The 23,508-nt window shown below is 66.6% G+C and carries 25 protein-coding genes; 13 read left to right on the top strand and 12 right to left on the bottom strand.

Annotated elements, in window-relative coordinates:
- Together ACWJI3_RS14715 and ACWJI3_RS14710 are read left to right on the top strand one after the other, a co-directional pair.
- Window positions 1-297 carry a hypothetical protein gene (locus ACWJI3_RS14715; RefSeq protein WP_094512510.1) on the top strand — a complete coding sequence of 99 codons (297 nt, stop codon included), beginning with the start codon at window positions 1-3 and terminating at the stop codon, window positions 295-297.
- Window positions 298-359: 62 nt separating this feature from the next.
- Window positions 360-2,090, top strand: coding sequence for a SulP family inorganic anion transporter (locus ACWJI3_RS14710; RefSeq protein WP_480204045.1), 1,731 nt, complete (start codon window positions 360-362; stop codon window positions 2,088-2,090).
- Between the two features lie 160 nt (window positions 2,091-2,250).
- On the opposite strand, the gene ACWJI3_RS14705 is transcribed toward ACWJI3_RS14710, so the two are convergent.
- A complete protein-coding gene (locus ACWJI3_RS14705) occupies window positions 2,251-3,912 on the bottom strand; it encodes an alpha-D-glucose phosphate-specific phosphoglucomutase (RefSeq protein WP_480204044.1) in 1,662 nt (553 codons plus the stop codon).
- A gap of 104 nt (window positions 3,913-4,016) precedes the next feature.
- On the opposite strand from ACWJI3_RS14705, the gene ACWJI3_RS14700 reads away from it, so the two are divergent.
- Window positions 4,017-4,418, top strand: a complete 402-nt coding sequence (locus ACWJI3_RS14700) for a hypothetical protein (protein ID WP_094512516.1) — start codon at window positions 4,017-4,019, stop codon at window positions 4,416-4,418.
- Window positions 4,419-4,424: 6 nt separating this feature from the next.
- Window positions 4,425-4,664 carry a hypothetical protein gene (locus ACWJI3_RS14695; RefSeq protein WP_094512518.1) on the top strand — a complete coding sequence of 80 codons (240 nt, stop codon included), beginning with the start codon at window positions 4,425-4,427 and terminating at the stop codon, window positions 4,662-4,664.
- 6 nt (window positions 4,665-4,670) lie between these two features.
- Here ACWJI3_RS14695 and ACWJI3_RS14690 read toward each other — a convergent pair whose 3' ends face one another.
- The 7 genes from ACWJI3_RS14690 to ACWJI3_RS14660 form a co-directional block, all read right to left on the bottom strand.
- The gene (locus tag ACWJI3_RS14690; RefSeq protein WP_480204043.1) at window positions 4,671-5,123 is read right to left on the bottom strand and encodes a hypothetical protein; all 453 of its coding nucleotides are present in this window, start codon (window positions 5,121-5,123) and stop codon (window positions 4,671-4,673) included.
- A 134-nt stretch (window positions 5,124-5,257) separates the two neighbouring features.
- Window positions 5,258-6,493, bottom strand: coding sequence for an FAD-dependent oxidoreductase (locus ACWJI3_RS14685; protein ID WP_480204042.1), 1,236 nt, complete (start codon window positions 6,491-6,493; stop codon window positions 5,258-5,260).
- Window positions 6,494-6,932: 439 nt separating this feature from the next.
- Window positions 6,933-8,300: a phospholipase D-like domain-containing protein gene (locus ACWJI3_RS14680; protein WP_480204072.1), complete on the bottom strand. Its 1,368-nt coding sequence runs from the start codon at window positions 8,298-8,300 to the stop codon at window positions 6,933-6,935.
- 586 nt (window positions 8,301-8,886) lie between these two features.
- Window positions 8,887-9,048: a hypothetical protein gene (locus ACWJI3_RS14675; protein WP_198948281.1), complete on the bottom strand. Its 162-nt coding sequence runs from the start codon at window positions 9,046-9,048 to the stop codon at window positions 8,887-8,889.
- 71 nt (window positions 9,049-9,119) lie between these two features.
- Window positions 9,120-10,232, bottom strand: coding sequence for a DUF4912 domain-containing protein (locus ACWJI3_RS14670; protein ID WP_094512531.1), 1,113 nt, complete (start codon window positions 10,230-10,232; stop codon window positions 9,120-9,122).
- A 222-nt stretch (window positions 10,233-10,454) separates the two neighbouring features.
- Window positions 10,455-11,216 (bottom strand): phycobilisome rod-core linker polypeptide, encoded by a 762-nt coding sequence (locus tag ACWJI3_RS14665; RefSeq protein WP_480204041.1) that lies wholly within the window; start codon window positions 11,214-11,216, stop codon window positions 10,455-10,457.
- A gap of 105 nt (window positions 11,217-11,321) precedes the next feature.
- Window positions 11,322-11,951 carry a phycobiliprotein lyase gene (locus ACWJI3_RS14660; protein ID WP_094512540.1) on the bottom strand — a complete coding sequence of 210 codons (630 nt, stop codon included), beginning with the start codon at window positions 11,949-11,951 and terminating at the stop codon, window positions 11,322-11,324.
- 21 nt (window positions 11,952-11,972) lie between these two features.
- Between ACWJI3_RS14660 and ACWJI3_RS14655 the strand changes: the two genes are divergently transcribed.
- Window positions 11,973-12,905, top strand: coding sequence for a DMT family transporter (locus ACWJI3_RS14655; protein WP_094512544.1), 933 nt, complete (start codon window positions 11,973-11,975; stop codon window positions 12,903-12,905).
- On the opposite strand, the gene ACWJI3_RS14650 is transcribed toward ACWJI3_RS14655, so the two are convergent.
- Window positions 12,853-13,254, bottom strand: coding sequence for a hypothetical protein (locus ACWJI3_RS14650; protein ID WP_094512548.1), 402 nt, complete (start codon window positions 13,252-13,254; stop codon window positions 12,853-12,855). The genes ACWJI3_RS14655 and ACWJI3_RS14650 overlap by 53 nt on opposite strands.
- On the bottom strand, window positions 13,247-13,927 hold the full coding sequence (gene sufR / locus ACWJI3_RS14645; protein WP_255140716.1) for an iron-sulfur cluster biosynthesis transcriptional regulator SufR: 681 nt from the start codon (window positions 13,925-13,927) through the stop codon (window positions 13,247-13,249). The genes ACWJI3_RS14650 and sufR overlap by 8 nt, the downstream gene beginning before the upstream one ends.
- A 316-nt stretch (window positions 13,928-14,243) precedes the next feature.
- Between sufR and ACWJI3_RS14640 the strand changes: the two genes are divergently transcribed.
- The 5 genes from ACWJI3_RS14640 (at window position 14,244) to ACWJI3_RS14620 (ending at window position 19,657) form a co-directional block, all read left to right on the top strand.
- A complete protein-coding gene (locus ACWJI3_RS14640; protein ID WP_094512789.1) occupies window positions 14,244-14,606 on the top strand; it encodes a ferredoxin-thioredoxin reductase catalytic domain-containing protein in 363 nt (120 codons plus the stop codon).
- A 13-nt stretch (window positions 14,607-14,619) separates the two neighbouring features.
- Window positions 14,620-16,062, top strand: a complete 1,443-nt coding sequence (sufB, locus tag ACWJI3_RS14635; protein WP_480204040.1) for a Fe-S cluster assembly protein SufB — start codon at window positions 14,620-14,622, stop codon at window positions 16,060-16,062.
- Window positions 16,063-16,140: 78 nt separating this feature from the next.
- Complete coding sequence (gene sufC, locus ACWJI3_RS14630; RefSeq protein WP_094512561.1) at window positions 16,141-16,947, top strand: Fe-S cluster assembly ATPase SufC; 807 nt, start codon at window positions 16,141-16,143, stop codon at window positions 16,945-16,947.
- On the top strand, window positions 16,944-18,278 hold the full coding sequence (locus ACWJI3_RS14625) for a SufB/SufD family protein (RefSeq protein ID WP_480204039.1): 1,335 nt from the start codon (window positions 16,944-16,946) through the stop codon (window positions 18,276-18,278). The genes sufC and ACWJI3_RS14625 overlap by 4 nt, the downstream gene beginning before the upstream one ends.
- 92 nt (window positions 18,279-18,370) lie before the next feature.
- Entirely contained in the window at window positions 18,371-19,657 is a 1,287-nt protein-coding gene (locus tag ACWJI3_RS14620) for a SufS family cysteine desulfurase (protein ID WP_255140718.1), read from the top strand.
- Window positions 19,658-19,671: 14 nt separating this feature from the next.
- On the opposite strand, the gene ACWJI3_RS14615 is transcribed toward ACWJI3_RS14620, so the two are convergent.
- Together ACWJI3_RS14615 and ACWJI3_RS14610 are read right to left on the bottom strand one after the other, a co-directional pair.
- Window positions 19,672-20,400, bottom strand: a complete 729-nt coding sequence (locus ACWJI3_RS14615) for a class I SAM-dependent methyltransferase (protein ID WP_094512567.1) — start codon at window positions 20,398-20,400, stop codon at window positions 19,672-19,674.
- A gap of 189 nt (window positions 20,401-20,589) precedes the next feature.
- A complete protein-coding gene (locus tag ACWJI3_RS14610) occupies window positions 20,590-20,988 on the bottom strand; it encodes a winged helix-turn-helix transcriptional regulator (RefSeq protein WP_094512572.1) in 399 nt (132 codons plus the stop codon).
- Between ACWJI3_RS14610 and ACWJI3_RS14605 the strand changes: the two genes are divergently transcribed.
- The 3 genes from ACWJI3_RS14605 to ACWJI3_RS14595 all read left to right on the top strand — a co-directional run bounded on the left by ACWJI3_RS14605 (window position 20,987) and on the right by ACWJI3_RS14595 (window position 23,447).
- Complete coding sequence (locus ACWJI3_RS14605; RefSeq protein WP_480204038.1) at window positions 20,987-21,928, top strand: SDR family oxidoreductase; 942 nt, start codon at window positions 20,987-20,989, stop codon at window positions 21,926-21,928. The two genes, ACWJI3_RS14610 and ACWJI3_RS14605, sit on opposite strands and share 2 nt — an antisense overlap.
- Window positions 21,929-22,166: 238 nt before the next feature.
- Window positions 22,167-22,667 carry a hypothetical protein gene (locus ACWJI3_RS14600; RefSeq protein ID WP_255101019.1) on the top strand — a complete coding sequence of 167 codons (501 nt, stop codon included), beginning with the start codon at window positions 22,167-22,169 and terminating at the stop codon, window positions 22,665-22,667.
- Window positions 22,668-22,997: 330 nt separating this feature from the next.
- Window positions 22,998-23,447 carry a hypothetical protein gene (locus ACWJI3_RS14595; RefSeq protein ID WP_480204037.1) on the top strand — a complete coding sequence of 150 codons (450 nt, stop codon included), beginning with the start codon at window positions 22,998-23,000 and terminating at the stop codon, window positions 23,445-23,447.
- Window positions 23,448-23,508: the final 61 nt, after the last annotated feature.

Below are 23,508 nucleotides of genomic sequence, written 5' to 3'. Positions count from 1 at the left end.
ATGCCCCTGCCCCGCCCTGCCGGCTACCGTCCGCGCCGCCAGTTGCGGGTGGATCGCCGCCGCATCGCCCTGGCCGGATGTCTTTATGCCCTCGCCGTGCTGGTGCTGCTGGTGTTGGCCCACCACGCCTCGCGTACCCCTGGTGAACTTCTGCCGACCATCCACCCCCGCTTCTGGGCTCTGGTGATCGGCATGGCGGGCTTCTGCGGCGCCTGGGGAGAAACGCTGCGGCAGATCAGCCTCACCCGCCGCGGCCAACCTGGCGCGCCGCTGGACGAACGCGGAGACGACTTCTGAGGGCCGGCCGCGAGCCCCACAACCGGCCCGCCCCGCACACGGACGGTCCGCACGTGCTGGGTGTGGCGCTGCTGAGGGGCGTGCTGCCGGTCCGCCGCTCCGGCCTCGCCGACGACCTGCTCGCCGGGCTCACCCTGGCGGCTCTGGCCATTCCCGAGGTGATGGGCTACACCCGCATCTCGCACACCCCTGTGGTGACCGGGCTTTACACCCTGCTGATCCCGGTGCTGGCCTTTGCCGTGTTCGGCTCCTCCCGCCAGCTGGTGGTGGCGGCCGATTCCGCCACCGCCGCGATCCTGGCGGCCACGCTCAGCGCGGTGGCGGCGCCAGGTTCCAGCGCCTATGTGCAGCTCACCTCCGCGGTAGCCCTGCTGGTGGGGGCCATGCTTGTGCTCGCCACCTGGCTGCGGCTGGGCTTTCTTGCAGACTTCCTCTCCCGCAGTGCCCTGATCGGCCTGCTCACTGGGATCGGCCTGCAGGTGGCCGCCGGCGAGCTCAGCGGCCTGCTGGGTCTGGAGAAGCAAGGGGACGGATCGTTCGCGCAGATCCTCTCGGTGCTGCAGCGGCTGGGGCAGGCCAGCGGCGTGTCCCTGCTGCTGGCGGTGCTGGTGCTGGTGGTGATCGCTGGCTGCAAGCGCTGGTCGCCGCGGCTGCCCGGGGCCCTGATCGCGGTGGTGGCCACGATCGTGGCCAGTGCCGCGTTCGATTTCCAGCACCACGGCCTGGAGGTGGTGGGCGCGGTTCCCCATGGCCTGCCGCAGCTGGCCTGGCCCACGCTGCAGGCCGCCCAGCTCAATCAGGCCCTCACCACCGCCGCTTCCTGCTTTGTGGTGATTCTTGCCCAGAGTGCTGCCACGGCCCGGGCCTATGCCCAGCGGCATCACGAACGTGTGGATCAGAATGGCGATCTGATCGGCCTGGCCATCGCCAACCTGGGCGCGGCGCTCTCCGGGACGTTCGTGGTCAACGGCAGCCCCACGAAGACGGAAATGCTGGATGCCGCCGGCGGCCGCAGCCAGGTGGCGCACTTCACCATGGCCGCGGTGGTGCTGGCGGTGCTGGCTTTTTTCACCGATCCGCTCGGCTTTCTCCCGGCTGTGGTGTTGTCGACGATCGTGTTTGTGATCGGCCTGAAGTTGATCGATCTTCGTGGCCTGCGTGAGCTCTACCGGTTGCAGCGCAGCGAGTTCGTGATTGCCATCCTCACCGCCCTCTGTGTGGCGCTGCTGGGGGTGATGCAGGGGATTCTGCTGGCAGTGGGCCTGTCGTTGATCGATCAGGTGCGGCACACCTACAGGCCCCGAACGCGCCTGTGGGCCCATGACGCCGACCGGGGCTGGCACACAGTGCCGGTGGCGGCGGGGGTGTTTGCGGCGCCGGGCATCGTGGCCTATCGCTTCGAGGCCAATCTGTTTTATGCCAACGCCAGCGCCTTCATGGAGGAGGTGCTGAACCTGATCACACTCAATGGCCCGGACCTCAAGGGGCTGGTGATCGATGCCTCCGGTATCGATGCGGTGGATTATTCAGCCGCCAAGACATTGATGGATCTCCAGGCCGAGTTCCAGCGCCGTCAGTTGTTTCCGGTGTTCGTGGTGAGCGCTGACGAGCTGTTGGCCAAACTGTCGCGCTATGGCTTCACCCCCCACGGCAAGCCCTATCGCACCGTCAAGAAGGCGATCCGGGCGCTGTCGGCGCAGCTTGCCCAGCAGGATGCCACCAGCTCGGCGGCGACCAGACCGACGACGGCAGCGCTTGACCCCGCGGACGATGCTGCCGCCCCGGCGGATTGAGTTGGGGACGATGCCAAGCCGGAAGAAGGCCCAGTCCCAGTTTTAGGTCCAGGCACTGAACCAGATACAGGCGTAATCCCTGCCCTAGGCACAGAACTAGGTCCAGGCCCAGTTCCCGGCCAAGGCCCAGAACCAGGCCCGCGCCGGATCGAACCGCCGATCAGGTGATCACCGTGGGCCGATCCATGCCGGTGCGGCTGCGGATCTCGGCCAGGCCATCGGCGGCGCTGATCAGATCGGCGAGGGCCGCCTGGGGATCCTGGGCCAGGTTGCCGCCGGAGGGCACGAAGCTCTCGAGGTAAAGGCGCAGAGTGGCGCCCTGGGTGCCGGTGCCGGAGAGGCGGAACACCACCCGGCTGCCGTCGTCGAGCAGCAGGCGCAGACCCTGCCCCCGCGTTGTCGATTGATCCACCGGATCGTCGTAGCTGAAGTCGTCGGCGGTGGCGATTGAGCGACCGGCAAAGCCGGTGCCCTTCAAGGAGGGCAGCAGGGCATGAAGGCGGTCGTAGAGGCCGTGGGCGCGGTCGCTGGCGATGGCTTCGTAATCGTGGCGGGAGTAGTAGTGGCGGCCGAAGCGGGCCCAGTGACTGGCCATCACCTCGGCCACCGAGCAGCGGCGCCGGGCCAGGATCTGCAGCCAGAACAGCACCGCCCACAGCCCGTCTTTTTCGCGGATGTGGTTGCTGCCGGTGCCGAAGCTTTCCTCGCCGCAGAGGGTGATCCGGCCGGCATCCAGCAGGTTGCCGAAGAACTTCCAGCCCGTGGGCGTTTCGTAGCAGGGGAGCCCCAGCTGGGCGGCCACCACATCCACCGCAGCGCTCGTGGGCATCGAGCGGGCCACGCCCGCCAGGCCGCCGCCATACCCCGGTGCCAACGTCGCGTTGGCGGTGAGCACCGCCAGGCTGTCGCTGGGGTTCACGAAACAGCGGCGGCCCAGGATCATGTTGCGATCGCCATCGCCATCGCAGGCGGCGCCGAAGCTGTAGGCATCGCCCTTCAGCAGCAGATCCGCCAGCTCATGGGCGTAGGTGAGGTTGGGGTCGGGGTGCCCGCCGCCGAAATCCTCGAGGGGGATGCCGTTGCGCACCGTGCCTGCGGGTGCCCCCAGCAGCCCTTCGAACAAGCGGCGGGCGTAGGGGCCGGTGACGGCGTGCATGGCATCGAAGGCCACCGGGAAGTCACCCGCCAGCAGGTCGGCGATCGCGTCGAAGTCGAACAGGCTCTCCAGCAGCGTCAGATAGTCGTCCACGCCGTCGATCACCTCCACCTGCAACCCGCCGATGTGGTGGGTGCCGGGCGCCTCCAATGGCAAGGGGCTGCCCTCCACGATCCGGTAGCCGTCGAGGGTCTGGGTGACGGCGTAGATGGCGTCAGTGATCGATTCCGGCGCCGGACCACCGTTCGCCCCGTTCACCTTCACACCGAAGTCGCCGTCGGGACCGCCGGAGTTGTGGCTGGCCGAGAGGATGATGCCGCCGATCGCCGCGTGCCTGCGGATCAGGTGGGAGGCGGCGGGGGTCGAGAGGATGCCGTCGGTGGTGGTGATCAGCCGGGCCAGGCCGTGGGCGGCGCCCATGCGGCAGATCACATCGATGGCCTGGCGGTTGCCGTAACGGCCATCGCCTCCGAGGATCAAGGTGCCGCCCTCCACGCCAGGAAGCACCCGGAACACAGCTTCCACGAAGCTTTCCAGGTAGTGGGCCTGCTGGAACTGCCTGGTGCTTTTACGCAGCCCGGAGGTGCCCGGTTTCTGGTCGGTGAACGGGCTGGCCAGCGTCACGCGGCAGGAGGCAACAGAGCCTGCGGAAGCGCTGCTCGTCATCGGGCCAACTGTGTGGGGGTCCAACGTAACCCTGCCTCCTGTGAGGCAGATCCGGGCGACCTCGGTAGCGTGCGCAAGGACACCCCCCTTCGCTTTTCCGGCCCGTGACCCTGTTCACTCCCGTCCTGCGTCGTCCGCGGGGCCGATACGCCCTGGTGACGTCCCTGCTGGCCGCCGTCGCCCTGGTGGGAGCGCCTTCCCTCCCGGCCCGTGGCGGTGTTCCTGCGGCTGCTCCATCGCCTGCCCTCGCCCAGGCGATCAACCGCACCCGGGAGGCCGCCCAAGCGGTGCTCGATCAATCGGGCACGGAGCATTGCCTGCGCGGCAAGCTCACCAACGCACTCCTGGGGCTCTCCGCCAGTTGCGCCGGTGCCGCCTCGCCGCTCTGTGAGCTGGCTGATCGCGTGGTGGTCACCACCGGCTGGTCGGTGACGTTCATGGAAACGACAGCGCGTCAGCTGCTGGCGCTGGCAGCCCCGCCTGCAGGCCCTCACACCCAACCCTGACCGCCGATGGACATCGAACGCACCGGCGGCAAGCCCCTGACCGCGGAGCAGCAGGCCCTGCTGGATCTCTTCCGCGCCAAGGTGGACGAGGTGATCAAGTACCGCGGTCTCTCCGAATCCGACGTGAAGCGTCTGGTCAAGGAGGTGCGGGCCCATCCTGATTGCGGTCCTGAAATCCTCGCCACGGTGTTCGCCGAGCTGAGCGAACGGATGCCCGGTTCCCGCCTCAGCTACGACTGGGACTGACCCGCGTCAGGAGCCACCGGCGCCGGCGGGCCGCCCGCTGCCGGCTCCAGGCCCACCAGCGGCGGGCGGACGGCGGGGGCCATCGTCCTGCTTCCTGGTGCTGGCGGCGCTGGGTTGCTGGCAGCGCTTGAGCAGTTGTTCACCCGCCCGGTCGAGGTCGTCGCGGCGCTGGAAGCTGTTGGTGGCGGCCGGCTCGGCCTGCTGCACGATGCTCCACACCGTGTCCTTGCAGAATGAGGTCAGCAGGGGGTTGTCCATCAGCGGATCCGCGAGGCTGCGGGCGCGGCTGCAGGGTTCGGCACCGTTCTCGCGGGAGCAGGCGAAGGTGGCCAACTGAATCGTGCGCAACTCCGCCGTGGTGGGAAACGCCGGCGGCTTGGGCCTGGCCGCGGCGACGGGGTTGGCCCCCGTCAGGGCTCCAGCCGCCAGCCAACCACCCAGCAGCCAGCCGGCGCCCACAGGTCCAGTCCATGGCGGGAGCCTTCGGGAGATGGCGGAGCGCCAGATGGGGAGGCGGTGCCGGGACATGGGGCGCGGAGGGGTAGCCCGCTCATCATGACCGCAGCGGCCGTGATGCTGGGGTAACGCCGTGGTCACACGCGCAGTCGCACCGGCAGGAAGCCGTCGCGGAGCGGTGCCTGGCGCCGCACCCAAAGCGCCTTCACCAGGGGGCCGGCCAGGGGCGCCAGTGGCGCGAGCAGAGAGCGCAGCTCCGGCCGCCGCCGCAACAGATCGCCCTGGGCCGCCTCGGCCTGCTGGGCCCGCTGCGCCAGCTGGATCTCCACCTGCCGCTCCTGCTGAATCCGGGGCAGCACCGCATCGATGGCCTGCGTGCCGGCGCCCTGCTGCAGCGGCGGCACCAGCCAGTTGGCCGCCACGATCGCGTCGCGGAGCGCCATGTTGATGCCCTGCGCCCGCACCGGGCTCATCGGGTGGGCGGCATCTCCGAGCAGCAGCAGGCCGGGCTCCTGCCAGCGCGGGCAGCAGCCCACCTGCACCGACAGCGCCTCCGGACCCCGGATCGCAGCAGCATGGCCCCGAACGTGGGCGGCCAGCCAGTCGGGCGCCAGGGAGGCGAAGGCCTCTGCCCACTCCAGCGACGTGCGCGTGATCCGCTCGCCAGGGCCCACCAGCCAGCCCAGCTGCAGCTCGCCGCCTTCTGCGGCGGGAAAGACGCTGCAGCCGCCGCCGGGGCCGAGCAGCACCATGAAGCGGTTGTCGGCGCTGCAGCGCGGCTGGGCGGGCAGCCGGAACCAGAGCACGTCGATCGGGCTGGGAGCGCTGACGATCGGCAGGCCGGCCGCGCGCCGCAGGCCCGAGCTGCGGCCATCGCAGGCGATCACCAGATCGGCGGCCAGCACCCGATCGCCGGAGAGCCGCACCCCATCGACGCGCCCCTGTCGGCGCACGAGGCCCTGCACGGTTTCCCCCGGCCTCCAGCTGAAGCTCTCGTTCCGGCAGGCCCGCTGCACCAGCGCCTCCAGCAGGGCCTGCTGGGGCACGAGCGTGCACGGTCTTGTGCTGCCCAGTGGCTCGGCGGCGTCGAACAGCTCGCGCCCGTTGATCCAGAACGACCACCCCGCCAGCGCCCGTTGGGGCAGACCGGCCAGTAGGGGCTCCAGACCCATCTGGGCGAGCGCCTCCAGCCCGCAGGGCATCAGCCCTTGGCCGCGGAACTGGCGATCGAAGCGGCGGGTCGCCTCCACCAGCGTGACCCTCAGGCCCCGCTCCGCCAGCAGCAGGCCAAGGGAGGCACCGGCAGGGCCGGCGCCCACGATCACAACATCGCTGCGGGAAGGCGCGGCAGCGGCGGAGGAGGCGACGGGCAAGGGGTGGAGCGGCCGGGTGGCGGTCGGTGGGGCGCAGGGCTGCCCAGACCCATGGTGGGACCCACGTGGATGAATTGCGTGGGTGGGGTGCACGGCATTGGTGCGCACCCTGTTCGTATAGAGAGAGGCTGGATCCGCTTTCCGTGATGCAGATGGTGGGCCTTTCTGCCGTCACGGCCGCTTATCTCCACGACCTTTCGGAGCGTCTGGCCTGGAAGCTTTCCGGCTGAGAACGGCGTGATCAGCCCGGCGCTACTCGTTGTGTCAGTGGCCTGTTGCCATTGGCATTAGACCTTTCCCGCCGCCATCAGCATTGACAGGCGTCTGTTGCAGTGCGCGCTAACTCCTCGTTCACAACCTGCCAACAGCCTGAAGACTCCAGCGTTGGCATGGCTGTAGCGCTGCTACGGATCCGGCGCTGGGATGGCTTCATGCCGCATCAACTGCGCTGCTCACCGATGCCGCAGCGTTGCCTGCTTTGCTGAAGCTTGCGCTGCAGTCGTGGCGTCAGCCCCAGCTCGGCCCCTTGCCACAGTTGATCCATTTCGCGGTTGAAGTGGGCGGCCAGCTGCGGTGAGCGGATGATCATCAGGGTTTCGTCATTGCCATGGGCCGCTGATGGACTCCAGTTGAAAGAGCCGGTGATCACGCTGCGGTCATCGATCACCGCCACCTTGTGGTGCAGCTTGTCGCCCCGGGCCAGCCGCGGCGTACCTACCCCAGCGAGGGGATGGGTCAGGGGCGCGTTGCCCGCTTCCCGTTTGCAGCGGTGATCGGCCATGGCCAGGCCCAGCAGGTCGAGCACCTCCGAGAAGGTGCGGGTGGCGAAGCCTGGATCTGCCAGCACCCGGATCCGTACCCCCTGCTGGTGCAGTTGGGCGATGCGATTGGCCAGATTCTGGGCAGAGAACACGAACAGATTGAGATCGAGGCGCTGCTGCGCCTTGGCCAGTTCCGTCTCGATCAGGGCGAGGCCGTTGCGGGGATCGCGACGCCGGTGTGGTGCGAACAGCACTTCCACCTTGGTGGGGCCCACCATCACCTGCTGGAGGTCCCCGTTGTCCTTGCCGATGCCGAAGCGGCTGTTCGGCAAGCCGCCAGGGCCATCGCCCCAGAGACGGGAAAACTCGTGGTTGAACACAGTCGCCAGGGGTCGGCTGTCGATCCGCAGCAGGTGGTTGGCATTGCCCCGGGTGCGCCCATCATTGAGGTCGCCGTGAATGCAGGAGGGGGTGAAATTCGCCGAGCCGGTCACCACCCAGCGGCCATCCACCACGAGAAACTTGTGGTGCATCAGACCGCTGCCGGCGCTGCCATCGGCGGTGTCATCGAGCAGGGGCACACCGCCGCGCCGCAGCAGCGCCACCGCATCCCCCTGTTGCCGTTCCTCCAGGCTGAGCACCCCGTCACGGTTGCTGTCCGCCAGTGCCTTCAACTGGTGGTGCCGGCTGCGCTGGCGGCTGTCGAGATCCACCGGGTGCTCTTCGCTCCACGGCCGGCTGTAGGTGTTCTCCAGCACCACCTTGACACTGACCCCGGCATGCTGTTTGGCCACCAGCGCCCTCGACACCTCCGGCAGGCTGAGCTCCTGCACCGCCACGAGGATCTCCCGTTGGGCGCGAGCGATCGTATCGAGCAGCATCTGCTCGAGGTTGTCGCCATTGCGCTTCAGGCCACTGACCGGGCTGCGGTAGTGGCGGTCAACCCTGTGGTTGAACGCCACCTCCATGCCCGGCGGCAAAGACAGATCGGAGGGAGGCTGCCCGGTGATGCGCGCGGCGCCGCCGCAACCGGCCAGGCTGAGCATCAACCCGCCCAGGGCGAACACGGTGACTCCGGACCTCCGCCGCGTCCTTGCGAGGTTCGGCAACTCCCCAGCAGCGGGTGGTCGCCGGCACGGCGAAGGGACGCGAAGGAGCACGTGCGCTGGCACTGGCTTGGGCACGGGCGGACGGCGTGAACTCAGCTGAGCGTTCCCAGCCTGCCGCTATTCGGTACGGACAAAAGCGCTCTGCTGCAACCGCCGGCCGAAGGCCTCGGGAATGCAAGAGAGCGCTGGATAGAGACAATGAGAGCAACAAACCCTCGGCACAGCTCATGATCAGCGCCGTGCAGACAGGAGAATGCGACCAGGAGATGGCGGACAGTGGTCTGGGTTTAGCCGCTTGCACGTGGCAGTTGGAAGCTGACAGCCTGTAATCACAGGCTCAAGATGAAACTCCTCCGGTGTTCAAGAGCAACACGTGAGGGAGTGGATCGCCCCTGGTCAAGGGGGGTGAGATCCTCATCAGGCTGTGATTACCGCCAGCAGGTGATCAACTGAACAGTATTCTGGGATCCTGATGAGTTCATGGTCAACTTCAGCTCCTCAACACCGGGCGCAACGGGCAAGCTCAGTGGTGGCCAGGCATCTCGGCAGTGCGCAGCATGGCCACAAACCACACGCAGCTGGCGGCCACTGCTACGCCCACACCGGTGCTCACCCCGAAACGCACCATCAGCACGGGCACCACGAGGGGCAGTACCACCGCTCCCACCAGCGGGGTGAAGGCCACGAAAGCCTTCAGAGCCGCGCGTGAGTCAGAGTGAGCCGCAGTAGCGGCCGAATCCTCGCTGGGCGGTGGGGTCAGAACCATTCGGCCACGGCCTGGCTGGCCGGGTTGCTGTTGTCTTCGGGGGTGAAGCGCTCAAACTGCAGGGTGATGTTGCGCTTTTGCTCGCCATCGGCGGCAACCGCCTGGATGGGATAGAGCTGCTGGCCGTCGCGGAACGGAACCTGCACCCGGAAGGTGCCTTCGGCGGAGAGCGGCACCACCTCAGAGCCGATCGTGAGCTGGGCGGAAGGATCTGTGGCGCCGTAGACAATCAGCTCAGCATCAGCCACGAGCCAGAAGGAGCGCTGGCGGGGAGCCACTCCACCCACGCCGGATTCATTACGGCCACTGGCCCAGGCACCGACGCCGGAGTCGCTGAGCGCGCGCCGCTGATGATCCGCCCCTGAATCCTCCACTTCGTGGAAGGCTTCAGAGCCGCGACCGAAGTGTTTCCAGCGCACGGTGGCCGTTTGATAGAGCCGTTCGTGCAGGCCGTTGTCGGCATAGTCGGCGGGAGCGGGCAGGCTGCCCGGTGCAGGTGCCACATCAAGGGAAAAGGGCACGAACTGATCAAGGATCTGCTCGCTCGGATGAAGGGCGGGAACGCGTGCCACCGAGGAGAAGGCCAGGGAGATCCAGCCGCCGCCGATCTTGCGATAGCCCAGCTCAAGCCTGTAGTCGCGGTCGCTCAGGGGCACCGGCAGGTACCACTCCGAGGCATGGCTGTCGACGGGAACTTCCTGCAGCGTGTGGGGATGGGCGGCGCCCTCGCTCAGACCGGTGACGTCGGCGACCCGCAGGCAGAGCTGGCTGGCACCCACATTGAGGGCCTGGCGCCGATCAGCTTCGGCGATTTCCCAGAACACGTAGGCCCATTGGGGATCGCGCGGCAGGAACACCACCCGGGTCTGGGCGGTGGGACGGGGGGCCGGCTCGAAGCTGGCTTCCAGATCCGCCAGGGTGGCGGGTGAGGCGGGTTCACCGCTGGCCCCACCGGAGGCAGCGGCTTCACTGAAGCCAGTGCTCGCGGCCTGGGCCGACGGCTGGCGGGTGGTGATTTCGGTGACCAGCTCGTCTTTGGATTTACGGCTGTACAGGCTCACACCCAGATCACTGGCGATCTGGCGGAGTTGCCTGAGCGTCATACGAGCGAGGGCATTGAGGGCCTGGGTCACCTGATCTCCAGCTTTTGTTTGGGATCAGTCTGGGGGTAGATCCCCGGTTTTGACGTGGTTCCCCTCCGCTGCGTCAGCAAGCTCTGACGGCCCCTGTGTCCTCCCGGCGGCGTTGGACACAAAAAAACGGCGGGGGACCGCCGTTTGCTGCTCTGGGAGCCAGGAGACGGGGCACAGGGCCCCGCCGGTTTGTCAGCGTCCGACGCTGCGATAAGGAACCTTGGAGAGGTAATCCATGCCGGCGTTGCCGGAGGACGCAGCCCCCACACGCAGGGCGGGCAGCGTGCGCACCCAGGGGAGGTAATCCTCGGGATAGCCACCACGGCGCTGACGCGCGCGCTCGGGCAGGGAGCGCTTGGTGCCGGTGTAGATGATCTGGGGGAAGCCCAGGATGCCCCGGTGGTAGGCGTCGTAACGGGGGGTGGTGATGTTGAAGGGGGTTTCACCCACCTCGCGGGAGCCGACCACCCGGTTGCGATGGTATGGAACCGTGTCGTAGCCGAAGTTCTCGAGGTATTCAACGCTGTCGAGAATCTTGTCGACAGCACCGGCCACGCCCTTGGTCATGATGACGGCGGACCAGGCGATTTCCTCAGCTTTGCCATACACCTGGCGGCCCAGCAGCTTCTCCACAAGGTGGCGGGCCACCCGGTAGTTGTTATTGAGGTTGTAGAAGCTGCGCGTGAAGGTGTCAGACAGGCAGAGTGCGCGGATGAAATCACGCACGGTGATCTGACCGTCGCGCAGTTGCGACTCGAGAATCGTGTCGCGGTCAACCTTGAACGCGTGGAAGAAAATCTGGCGGTAAGCCGACTCGATCACGAAGTTCTGGTCTTCACGGTCGATCGCCTTGTCGAGCGCGACAGCCTTCGGGTCCTCGTCGGAACCCACGCGGAAGGCCTTCACCCGGGAGTTCTGGGTGGTGGGCGCGTACTTCAGAAGCGGAATTGCCACACGAGCATCGTCATCCGTCGCTGTGGATCGTAGAAGTGAGGCCCCGCGGACCCCGTCAGCGAAGGGGCAGGGCTCACAGTCCGTAACGTTTGCGACATCGGCGGCTCACCAGCCGAAAGCGGACAGCCTCTCGTTTCCATCGCCGGTTACGGCCCCCACCGACGCTGCTTCCCCCCCGGCGGCCTCGCTGCCTGGGGCGTTGTCGTCGCGGCAGCGGGTTTCCATGCAGAAGGATGCGGTGTTCGAAAGCCCCTCCACCGTGCTGGTGCGCAGGCGCAGATCCGGGTTGGGGAACCAGAAGCGCTCCAGGGAGCTCATCGTTTCGTAGGCGGTGGTGAGCAGCAGGCCGTCGCGCTCATCCATGCAGAACCGCCCGGCCACCGGGGCTGTTTCGGCGTAGCCGCGGTCGCGCAGCAGCAGGCCCTCGCGCCCGTGGGCATCGGTGGGGATCAGGCCGAACACCGACTCCCCCTGGTGCTCCTCTCCGGCCTTATCCCAATCCATCGAACCGCTCCAGCGCACCTGGCAGCCCCCGACCAGCGCGCCGGGATCCTGGCCATGCAGCTCGGCGATCGCCACCAGGCGGGGATCGTCGGCGCTCACGTCCACCACCTGGATCAGCGAGCCGCCCCCCTCGGCGCGTCGATGCAACAGGTGGTGGCTGGTGCGCTGGGAACGCCAGCGGCCGCAACTCAGCCGGAAAAAGCTGATGGCATCGGCGATCGGAACGGTCACGGCGGTTGGACGGCTACAGCGATGATCGCAATCCGTCCACCTCGACTGTTGCCGGTGGCCATCACGGGAGTTCTGGCCGCCCTCGCCGCCGCTTTCTGCTGGACAGCCTCCAGCAGCCTCTGGCGGCAGCTGCCCACCTCGCTGAGCGCTGCCCAGCTCAACCTGGTGAAGAACCTGCTGGCGGTGGCGACGCTGCTGCCGCTCGTGCTGCTGAGTCCCTGGCGCGTCGCGCCCCTGCCGCTGGCGTTGCTGGTGCTGAGCGGTGTGGTGGGGATTGCCCTGGGCGACAGCCTGTATCTGGCGGCCCTGCGCCGGCTCGGCACCCGCCGCACCCTCACCCTCGATGCCGGCGGCCCGGCTGTGGCAATGCTTGGCGGGGTGGTGTTCCTGGCAGAGGTGCCCACGTTGGTGCAGTGGCTGGGGGTGGGGCTGATCTGTCTGTCGGTACTGCTGGTGGCGCGACAGGCCCCTGCCACCCCACTGGTGCCGCAGCGGGATCGGCTTGGCCTGGCCCTGGCGCTGGCGGCGCTGCTGTGCGGCAGCACGGGCGCCCTGCTGGCCCGCGCCGCGCTGCGGGCCTCGGCCCTGACTCCCCTGGAATCGGCCACCCTGCGTCTGGCGGCCGCAGCCGTGGTGATGCTGCCGCTGCTGTGGCGGTTGCCGCTCCCTGGCCAGCGGCCCCGGCTGGGCTGGCGGCGCTGGCCGCTGGTGCTGCTGGCCACGCTGCTGGGCACCAGCGCGGGCATCGTGCTGCAGCAGACCGCCCTGCAGCACCTGCCGGGCGGTCTGGCCGTGGCGCTGCTGGCCACGGCGCCTGTGATGGCGCTGCCATTGGCGGGGCTGGAAGGCGACACGCCTGGCTGGCGGGGCCTGGTGGCCGCCGTGCTGGCTTTGGCCGGGGTCAGCCTGGTGACGGGGGCGCTGGGGAACCTGGCTGCGGCGATGACGCGGTGACGCGGGCGCGGGCCAGACCATCGACCCAGGTGATCAGGTCGTCGAGCTGCAGCGAAAGCGGCGCGCGGCCCAGGGCCCCGGCGAGGGCGTCGAGCTGGCAGGCGGCGCGATCGAGTTCCGTCAGGAAAGCCTGACGAAAGCCGGGATCACCTGCCACTACTGGATGGTTGTTGACCCAGCGCTCCCGCTCCGGCTGGCTGGGCAGGGCGCCGTCGCGGCGGCCGGCGATCTCCTGAAGGCTGCGCAGGCTGTGGGCCAGCAGCCGCAGGTGGTGGCGTTCGAGCGCGGGGAGCAGGTTGGCTTCGAGCAGGGCCAGGTCGTCGTGGCTGAGTGGGCCTGCCTCAGCCATCACCGGGGGTGTCGCTGGAGCTGGTGGGGGCGGCCGGGGGGCGTGGGGTGAGCCGGAAGCCGCAGGAGTGGCCGCCCTCCAACCGCCAGTGGACGCGCTCCACGGTGCAATCGGGGAAGGTGTGGCGGATCTGCTGGAGCTCCTGGTCGCAGATCAGCGGGAACTGGTCGGCGATGCGGGAGACGGAGCAGTGGAATTCGCTCATGCACCAGGAAAGCCCGTCGCCGTCGCGGCGGCATTCGGTCATGTAGCCCTCGCGGCGACGCAGCTCCACCAGCCGCTGCACCCGCTCGGTGAGGCTGCCTTCGCCGATCAGGCGTCGATCGACGCTGGCCTTGGCGACCGCCTGCTGCTTCAGCAGAGTCTGGATGGCATCGCGGGGCATGCTCGCCGCCATCGACTGCAGCAGGCCGATGGCGAAGTTCTCGCCACTGTCGGGAAAGCTATCGTGGCCCTGGCGGGTGAGGCGCCAGTGATTGCTGGGACGGCCTGGACCTTCGGGCGTAGGGCTGGCTTCAAGCACGCCTTCTTCTTCGAGGCTGCGCAGATGGCGACGCATCGCCTGAACCGACACCGAGAGTGCTTCGGCGAGCTGGGCCGCTGTGGCCTCACCGAGACGCATCAGCAGCGTGAGCACCGCCTCGCGGGTGGGGGCCTGGGTGGTGGAAGGCATGGAAAAGCAGGCCGGTCTGGCGAGACGCAACCTTCCTCACACCTTGCCACGCTCCGCTGGCGACTGGGGGAGAGTGACCGGTGATGCGCGCGGATCACCGGCCGGCGGTCTCGCTGTCCTAGGCTCAGGTGATTAACGAAACTTCCTGGTTTCGTAATTCGCGTAGCTCTTTCCCGCCACTAGATCGCCTCTGGTTGATCGCTTCCGGCGAGCGGGTCTCTTCTTCTTCTCGAAGGGGGCCGGCCACGCGAAACCCTTGCCGCGATCCCCGCTTCAGGCCAGCCACCAGCCTTTCGCCCGCTTTCCCGCCGAGCCCATGCCCGAATCCGTTTCCGCCCCCTCCGCCCCCACCAGCGAAAGCCTGGAGGTGATCCGGAAGTTTGCCGAAACCTACGCCCAGCGCACCGGCACCTACTTCTGCAGCGATCCCGGCGTCACCGCCGTGGTCCTGGAAGGCCTCGCCCGCCACAAAGACCAGCTGGGCGGCGCCCTCTGCCCCTGCCGCCACTACGAAGACAAGCAGGCGGAAGTGTCCCAGGCGTTCTGGAACTGCCCTTGCGTGCCGATGCGGGAACGCAAGGAGTGCCACTGCATGCTCTTCCTCACCGAAGACAATCCCTTCCGCGGCGACCAGCAGACGATCAGCACCGAAGAGATTCTTTCCCATACAGCCGGCTGAGGAGGCCTCCGTCATGTCCACAGCGCCTACCGTTGGTGATCTGGTCAGCCAGCCGTACAAGTACGGCTTCGTTACCGACATCGAAACCGAGAAGATTGCCAAGGGCCTCAGCGAGGACGTGGTGCGGCTGATCTCGGCCAAGAAGAACGAGCCCGCCTTCCTGCTGGATTTCCGCCTGCGGGCCTACCGGCAGTGGCTGCGCATGACTGAGCCCGATTGGGCAGCCCTTGGCCATGCCCCGATCGATTATCAGGAGCTGATCTACTACGCGGCGCCCAAGCAGCAGGAAAAGAAGGCCAGTCTTGATGAGGTGGATCCCAAGCTGCTGGAAACCTTCGACAAGCTCGGTATTCCGCTGAGCGAGCAGAAGCGGCTCAGCAATGTGGCTGTGGATGCGGTGTTCGACAGCGTGTCGATCGCCACCACCTACCGGGAGAAGCTGGCCGAGCACGGCGTGATCTTCTGCTCGATCAGTGAGGCGGTGAAAGACCATCCCGAACTGATCGCCCGTTATCTCGGCACGGTGGTTCCCAGCAACGACAACTTCTTCGCTGCTCTCAATTCGGCGGTGTTCAGCGACGGCTCCTTCGTGTTCATCCCGAAGGGGGTGGAGTGCCCGATGGAGCTCTCCACCTATTTCCGCATCAACTCCGGTGACACCGGCCAGTTCGAGCGCACCCTGATCGTGGCGGAGGAAGGCGCATCGGTCAGCTATCTGGAGGGCTGCACCGCCCCGATGTTCGACACCAACCAACTGCACGCCGCCGTTGTGGAGCTGGTGGCCCTCGATGATGCCTCGATCAAGTATTCCACCGTTCAGAACTGGTATGCCGGCGATGAGCACGGCAAGGGTGGCATCTACAACTTCGTTACCAAGCGGGGACAGTGCCGCGGCGATCGCAGCCACATCAGCTGGACCCAGGTGGAAACCGGCTCAGCGATCACCTGGAAGTATCCCAGCTGTGTTCTGCAGGGGGCTGATTCAGTGGGCGAGTTCTACTCCGTAGCCCTCACCAACAACCGCCAGCAGGCCGACACCGGCACCAAGATGATCCATCTGGGCCCCCGCAGCCGCTCCACGATCGTGAGCAAGGGCATCAGTGCCGGTCAGTCGTCGAACAGCTACCGGGGGCTGGTGCAGATCGGCCCCAAGGCCGTGGGCGCCAAGAACTACAGCCAGTGCGATTCAATGCTGATCGGCGACCAGGCCGCCGCCAACACCTACCCCTACATCCGCTCCCAGCAGCCGGATGCCGCGGTCGAGCATGAGGCGAGCACCTGTCGCATCTCTGCCGATCAGCTGTTCTATCTGCAGAGCCGCGGCATCGGTTTCGAAGCGGCGGTGTCGATGATGGTGAGTGGCTTCTGCCGCGATGTGTTCAACCAGCTGCCGATGGAGTTTGCCGCCGAAGCCGACAAACTGCTGGCCCTGAAGCTCGAAGGCTCCGTGGGCTGATCGCCGCCACTCAGCTCCGCCGCCTCTCTGGCGGCCCCGCTCCCTCTCCCCACCCCGTTCTCCCCTGCCCCCCTGCCCGTGATTCGCCCCGACGCTGATCTTCTGCTTGAAATCGTGGATCTCCATGCGCGCGTGGAGGACCAGCCGATCCTCAAGGGTGTGAACCTCACGGTGCGTGCCGGCGAGATCCATGCGGTGATGGGCCGGAACGGCAGCGGCAAGAGCACGCTGTCCAAGGTGCTGGCCGGCCACCCTGCCTACACCGTCACCGGTGGCAGCGTGCGGTACCGGGGTGCTGATCTGCTTGATCTGGAGCCGGAGCAGCGCTCCCGCATCGGTCTGTTCCTCGGTTTTCAATACCCCGTAGAGATCCCCGGGGTCAGCAATCTCGAGTTCCTGCGGGTGTCCACCAACGCCCGTCGCAGTGAGCTGGGCAAAGAAGAACTGGACACCTTCGCCTTTGAAGATGTGGTGCGCGAGCGGCTGGAGGTGGTGAAGATGGACCCCGCCTTCCTGGAGCGCAGTGTGAACGAAGGCTTCTCCGGTGGCGAGAAGAAGCGCAATGAAATCCTGCAGATGGCGCTGCTGGAGCCGTCGGTGGCGATCCTCGATGAAACCGATTCCGGCCTCGACATCGACGCCCTGCGCATCGTTGCCGCCGGCGTCAATCAGCTCTCCACCCCGGAGAACGCCACGCTGCTGATCACCCACTACCAGCGCCTGCTGGATGTGATCATCCCCGACTACGTGCATGTGATGGCGGCCGGGCGGATCCTGCGTACCGGCGGTAAGGAACTGGCGTTCGAACTGGAAGAGCGCGGTTACGACTGGGTCGACGCCGAACTGGCATCCGAGCAGCGCAGCGTTGCCGAGGTGGCCGGATGATGGCGTCCCTTTCCGACACTGACGCCGCCGCCCAGGGCGTGGCCACCGCCCCCTGGACCCAGCGCTTCCTCGACGCGCTCGATGCGCCGGTAGGCGAGCTGGAAACCGTGCAGTGGCGCGGCCGCGAAGCCCTGGCCCGTCAGCCGCTGCCCTCCCGCCGCGACGAAGACTGGCGCTTCACCGACCTGGCTCCCCTCCTGGCGGTGTTCGACGGCACCGCCACCACAGCCGGCAGCTCCGGCGGCACTGACAGCCCTGCCGCTGCCAGCGCCCTGCCCCCACCGGCGCCGGACACGGTGCGGCTGCTGCTGGATGGCCGCAGTGATCCCCTGGCCGGCCAGAGCCTGCCTGCCGGCCTGTCGCTGCTGGGCGAAGGCGAATGGCCGCTGGCCCTGGGCCACACCCTGGCGGCCACCGGCTGCCAGGCCCACTGGCCGGTGGAACTGAACCAGGCCACCGCCACCCGTTGCCTGGCGTTGCGCGTCAGCGGCACGGTGGCTTCCACGCTGGAGCTGGTGAGTGTGGCGGGCGCGAATCGTTCTGGCGCAGCTGAACCCGGCACTCACCCCATCGGGCAGCGCCTCACCCCGGTGCGGGTGCTGCTGCTGCTCGAGGAGAAGGCGAGCCTGAATGTGCTCCAGGTGCAGCTGGGCGATGGCCCATGCCTGAGCAGCCTGGTGTGTGAGGCCCGGCTGGGACGTGGCTCCACTTTGCGCCACGGTCTGCTGGCGTTCGGTACGGGCGAGGCCTGTTTCCTGGGCCATCTGGCGGTGGAGCAGGAGATCGAAAGCCGTCTGGAATCGGTGTGGGCCAGCCGCGGCTGGGCGCTGGCGCGCTTCGAGCCGCGGGTGAGCCAGGCCGAGGGCGGTGCCTTCACCAGCCTCAAGGCCCTGCAGCTGGCTGAAGAGCACCAGCGCGTGGACACCCACAGCCGGGTGGTGTTCGAAGGGCCCGACGGGCAGTTGGAGCAACTCCACAAGGCGATCGCCGACGGCCACGGCCGCAGCGTGTTCAACGGCGCCGTGAAGGTGCCGCGGCTGGCCCAGCGCACCAATGCCGCCCAGTTGAGCCGCAACCTGCTGCTCTCCAACCAGGCCCGCATCGACACCAAGCCCGAGCTCGAGATCGTTGCCGACGACGTGCGCTGCGCCCATGGCGCCACGGTGAGCCGTCTGCAGCAGAACGAACTCTTCTATCTGCAGAGCCGGGGCATCAGTGCCGCCGTGGCCGCGGGGCTGCTCAAGCGGGGCTTCTGCCAGGAGGTGCTACGCGATCTGCCGCCGGCGGCGGCAGGGTGGGAGCCCCTCAAGCGTCTGCTCGCGGAGGCCTGACCCCGATGCCCGTCACCGTTCCCTCGCTGACCACAGCCACCACGGAGCCCAACGGTGCTCCGGGCACCGAGCCGAATGGTGCTTCAGGCGCGATGGCCTCTGGGGTTGCCGCTGCGGCGACTGGGACCGCCCCGGGCGAGAACCTGGCGGCGCTCACCCGGCCCGATTTTCCGCTGCTCGCCCAGCAGGCCTGCCTGGGGCAACCGCTGATTTATCTCGATCACGCCGCCACCAGCCAGAAGCCGCGGCAGGTGCTGGAGGCGTTGCAGGGCTACTACTCCCACGACAATGCCAACGTGCACCGCGGCGCCCACCAGCTGAGCGCCCGGGCCACCGATGCGTTTGAAGGCGCTCGCGACAAGACCGCCCGCTTCATCGCTGCGGCCACCCCCAGGGAGATCGTGTTCACCCGCAATGCCAGCGAGGCGATCAATCTGGTGGCCCGCAGCTGGGGGGATGCATTCCTGCGGCCCGGCGACGAAATCCTGCTCACGGTGATGGAGCACCACAGCAATCTGGTCCCCTGGCAGCTGCTGGCGGCCCGCACCGGAGCCGTGCTGCGCCACGCAGGCCTCACCGACACCGGCGAGCTCGACATGGAGGATTTCAGCCGTCTGCTCAATGAACGCACGCGGCTGGTGAGCGTGGTGCAGATCAGCAACACGCTCGGTTGCCTCAATCCGATCGCGGCGATCGCCCAGCTCACGCACCAGGCCGGTGCTCTGCTGCTGGTGGATGCCTGCCAGAGCCTGCCGCACCTGCCGGTGAACGTGGCCGCGCTGGGCGCTGATTTCCTGGTGGGCTCTTCGCACAAGCTCTGCGGCCCTACCGGCATGGGCTTCCTCTGGGCCCGCGAGGCGCTACTGGAGGCGATGCCGCCATTTCTGGGCGGCGGCGAGATGATCCAGGATGTGGGCCTCGACGTCAGCACCTGGGCGGAGCTGCCCCATAAGTTTGAAGCCGGCACCCCGGCGATCGGTGAAGCGGTGGGGATGGGCGCCGCGCTCGATTACCTCAATGCCATTGGTCTGGAGCGTATCCACGCCTGGGAGCAGGGGCTCACCCGCCACCTGTTCCAGCGGCTGCAGGCGATCGAAGGGCTCACGGTCCTCGGCCCCACGCCGGAGCAGCAACCCGATCGCGGCGCCCTGGCCGCCTTCACGGTGGAGGGCCTGCATGCCAACGACCTCTCGGCCCTGCTGGATGCCGGTGGCATCTGCATCCGCAGCGGCCACCACTGCACCCAGCCGTTGCATCGCCACTACGGCCTGTCGGCCACGGCGCGCGCCAGCCTGGCCTTCACCACCACCTTCGAAGAAATCGACCGCTTCGCCGACGAACTGCAGAGCAGCGTGGAGTTTCTGAAGGAGCACGGCTGACCACCGGCCGCCGGTCAGCAGGGGGTGAGCAGGGCCAGGGCTTCGGCGCGGTGGCTTCCACGCCAGAGCCACTGCCATCGCCAGCCGCACGCTTCTGCCGTGTGCTGGATCGCGGTCGCGTCGGCGGGGTGATCAAAGCGGCTGAGGTGATCCATCACCCGCTGCCGTTCTTCGGCTGCGAGCGCCTGCCAGCCGTCCGAGATGCGCTGCACGTAACGGGCCACATAGGCCTCGCGGCTTTCGCCCGGTTCACGGAACACATCGGCCCAGAGGAGGAGGCCGGTGGGTGCGAGGCGTGCGCGGCAGGCCGCCAGAAACCGGGCCTTCTCCGGCGTGGTGAGGTGATGCACCGCGAAGGAGGTGTGGATCAGATCCACCGGTGCGGCGGCGCTGGCGCCGGGGTCGTCGCCGGCCGGCTCCAGCGCCCAGGAGAGCAGATCCTGCTCACGCCAGGCGCAGGGATAGGGCACCCCCTGCAGCTGGGCGGCGGCCAGGGGCAGTACGGGAGCGGCAAGATCAATCCCGAGGTACGACCCCAGCGGCAGCCGCCGCAGCAGCGGCGCCAGCAGGGCCAGATCGCCACAGCCCAGATCCACCATCCGGGGCAGCGGCGACCCTGATGGCCGCTGGGCCAGCCAGCCTTCGATCGCCGCTGTGGTGGCTGCCGAGAGCGCCTTGTGCTCCATCAGGTCGTGGTCAACCACGCGGCGGTAGGTGCTCCACTGGCGCTCGAAAAGGTCCATGGCTCAGGACTGGGCTGCCGGTGAGGCCTCCCGCAGCTTGTGGAGGGAGCGTAGGTGGCTGGTGTGGAACGCCGTGCGGATGGCTCGAAGGATCTGGTGACTGGAAGGATCTGGTGGCTTGAAAGATCTGAGGACGTGAACGTTGCTGGTTCGGCGCAGATCATCAGGGCCGCTTTCCATTGAGGCTCTTCAGGGCGTGGACACGTGTGTTCTGGCCTCCAACACCCGTGGCAGATTCACTTCAATCCAGTTGGCCAAGGTGGCGACATGCTCGGCCACTTCTTCTCCCAAGGGCGTGAGGCTGTACTCCACGAATGGAGGCACCACCGGATAGGACACGCGCAGGACAAAGCCATCGTCTGCGAGAGCTTGGAGGCTCTGGGCCAGCATTTTCTCGCTGACGCCACCGATTTTGCGTCTGAGCTCACTGAACCGATGCGTACCCTGGCGCAGGGATAGCAGGCAGAGCACTCCCCAGCGGCTGCATACGTGCTTGAGGATGTCGCGCGAGGGGCAGGGTTGGGCGAAGAGATCGCCTTTGTCGAGCCGCTGGCTCAGCGTGTCGGGCTGGGCAGGGAAGACGCTCATGCACTTACCTTTTGGTTGGTACTTGCGATTTGTTAGTGTCTCACATTACGGTGACCTTGCCGACCAAAAGGAACGAGCTGACTTCATGATTGTTGTGACGGGCGCCTCGGGGCAACTTGGGCAGTTGGTTGTGCGTGAGCTGTTGCAATCGGTTCCGGCCAGTGCGTTGGTGGCCGCGGTTCGTAACCCTCAGAGCGTTGCTGGCTTCGCCAGCCTTGGTGTACAGGTTCGGCAGATGGATTACGCCCAGCCCTCCACTCTGGACGCCGCATTTTCCGGTGCCGACAAAGTGTTGTTGATCTCCGGCAGTGAGGTTGGAAGCCGCGTGCCGCAGCATGCCAACGTGATCCATGCCTGCAAAGCTGTGGGTGTAAAGCTGCTGGCGTATACCAGCCTTCTGCACGCTGATGTGAGCCCGCTTCCGCTGGCGGCAGAACATCACCAGACGGAAATCCTCCTGCAAGACGCTGGAGTTCCCCACGTTGTCTTGCGGCATGGCTGGTACACCGAGAACTATCTCGCCAGCATTCCGGCCGCCCTTGGCTACGGTGTCGTGATGGGCTGCGCGGGTGAAGGCCGAATTGCTTCGGCAACGCGCGCTGATTACGCAGCTGCCGATGCTGCTGTGTTGCTGGCCGATGATCAGGCTGGCAAGGTGTATGAATTGGCAGGTGATGAGGCTTACACGTTGACGGAGTTTGCGGACGAGCTCAGCCGGCAGGCTCACAAGCCGGTCTGCTATCAGAACATGTCTCAGGCTGACTACAGCCAAGCGCTGGAAGGTGCCGGCTTCCCGCCGCCCTTTGCCATGATGCTGGCGGAGTCAGACACTGGCGCTGCTCAGGGTGGATTGTATGACGACAGCAGAACCTTGAGCAGACTGATCGGCCGTCCGACGACTCCACTCAGCACATCGATTCAAGCAACACTTCTCGCCTGACCAGCGACTCAAGTGTAGACATCAGGCCTCTGCTCCTGGCGGCTAGCCTTCGGTTGTTCAGTGATGAACGAACAGTGCCGTCAGTGGAGGCATGGGCTTTACGCTGCGCTCTTGACCCGTGCAGCCGTGATCTCTGTGTGCTGCTTCACGCTTGCATGGCATTCAGGCACGCGCCGTCGACCCCGACGGGAGTGAATCGCGTAGCTAGCATCCAGAGACTGTGTCAACCCTCTTTCCCGTGCCCGCACTGGAACCCGTTTCTGAAGACGAGGCCCGTTCAATCATCCTGGAGTGGGGACGTCTGCACGATCTGCAGGTGGGGTTGTCTGCGTTCCTGCCTGTCATTGCCACGGATGGCTTCTACATGCGTTTTGGTGATAAGCAATGGGTTGGTTACGCGGATTTTGAAGCCCATCAGATCGCGAAGAGAAGATTCTTCGATGAGATTCACGATTACACCTCCATCCATGTGGCGGTTCAGGAGCCTTTCACCATGGCCAGGACGGTGATGCTGTGGACCTATCGCCATCGCCCTGAGAACAGTCCAACCAGCCAGCTCCTGAAGGCCCGCATTGAGCACACCTGGGAGTTTCGCCGTTGCCCTACGTCTGGACGTGCCTTCATGCAAGGGCATGTTGTTGATCGTTTCGAATACATCGATGGGTTTAGGCCCGTCTCCGCTGAACAAGCGGCTCAGGGCGAAGACCCGCATCTTGATCCCCGTTGGACAACCCGCTGATGGGCTGCCACGCCCGAGCTGGCGATGTGAGTGGTGTGGACTTGCAGGCTGATGGCTCTGGCCGGCGCTGCTTCAGGCTTCTTTTGAGCCACTCGTTTCGCAATCACCTTCAATTCGGTGAACCCTGGGTGTCATCGGTGAGGTCATTGGTGAGGTCAATTCAGGGGCTTTTCGGACGACGTCAGGCGGAAGGCTTGAGGCGATTGTTTGGATCTCGCTTCGGGGCAGGCGAGGGCCATGGTTCAGGTCATTTCTGGATTCAGGCTTGGAGTTTTTTTGGCGTTGTCGCGGTGCGATGCCTGACTGCCGGCTCTAGGTGGTGACCTGCCGATGACCCGCTTCATCCACATCACATCTGCGAAGTTCTCCATTCTTCCAGGAGAAGCTGATCAGATCATCAACGAAGGCACCTATGGGAAGGCCCTGGCGGAGTATCTCACTGACAGACTGTGGGAACTTGGATACCTTGCTCCATTCTTCTGTTGTGAAGACTGGGGGTGGTGGGTGGAGTTGGCCGGCTACCCCTTCACCTTTGGTGTGTGTGTTTATGGGCGTGCCTGTGCTGATGGCAGCCTGGAGCTCTACCTCGGCGATGGGGCTACTCCCACAAGCCGGTGGAGTTGGCGTCGCTTTCGCTTCGTTAACACCGGTGCCGATGAAGCTGCCGAAACATTGCACAACGACCTGGTGGCTATCCTCTGCGCCGATCCCGATGTGCACGTGCATGCCACCGATCTGGATTCACCATTTTCCAATGAGGTTCTGATGCCACCCTGTTGACGGATCCGTGTGGCTTCTCGCTTCCACCGGTTCTTGTCTTTTTGGCATTCCGCAATGACCC

The organism is Marcopretia estuarina LEGE 06307 (assembly GCF_056633115.1).
This window is presented reverse-complemented; position numbering and strand designations above follow the sequence as displayed.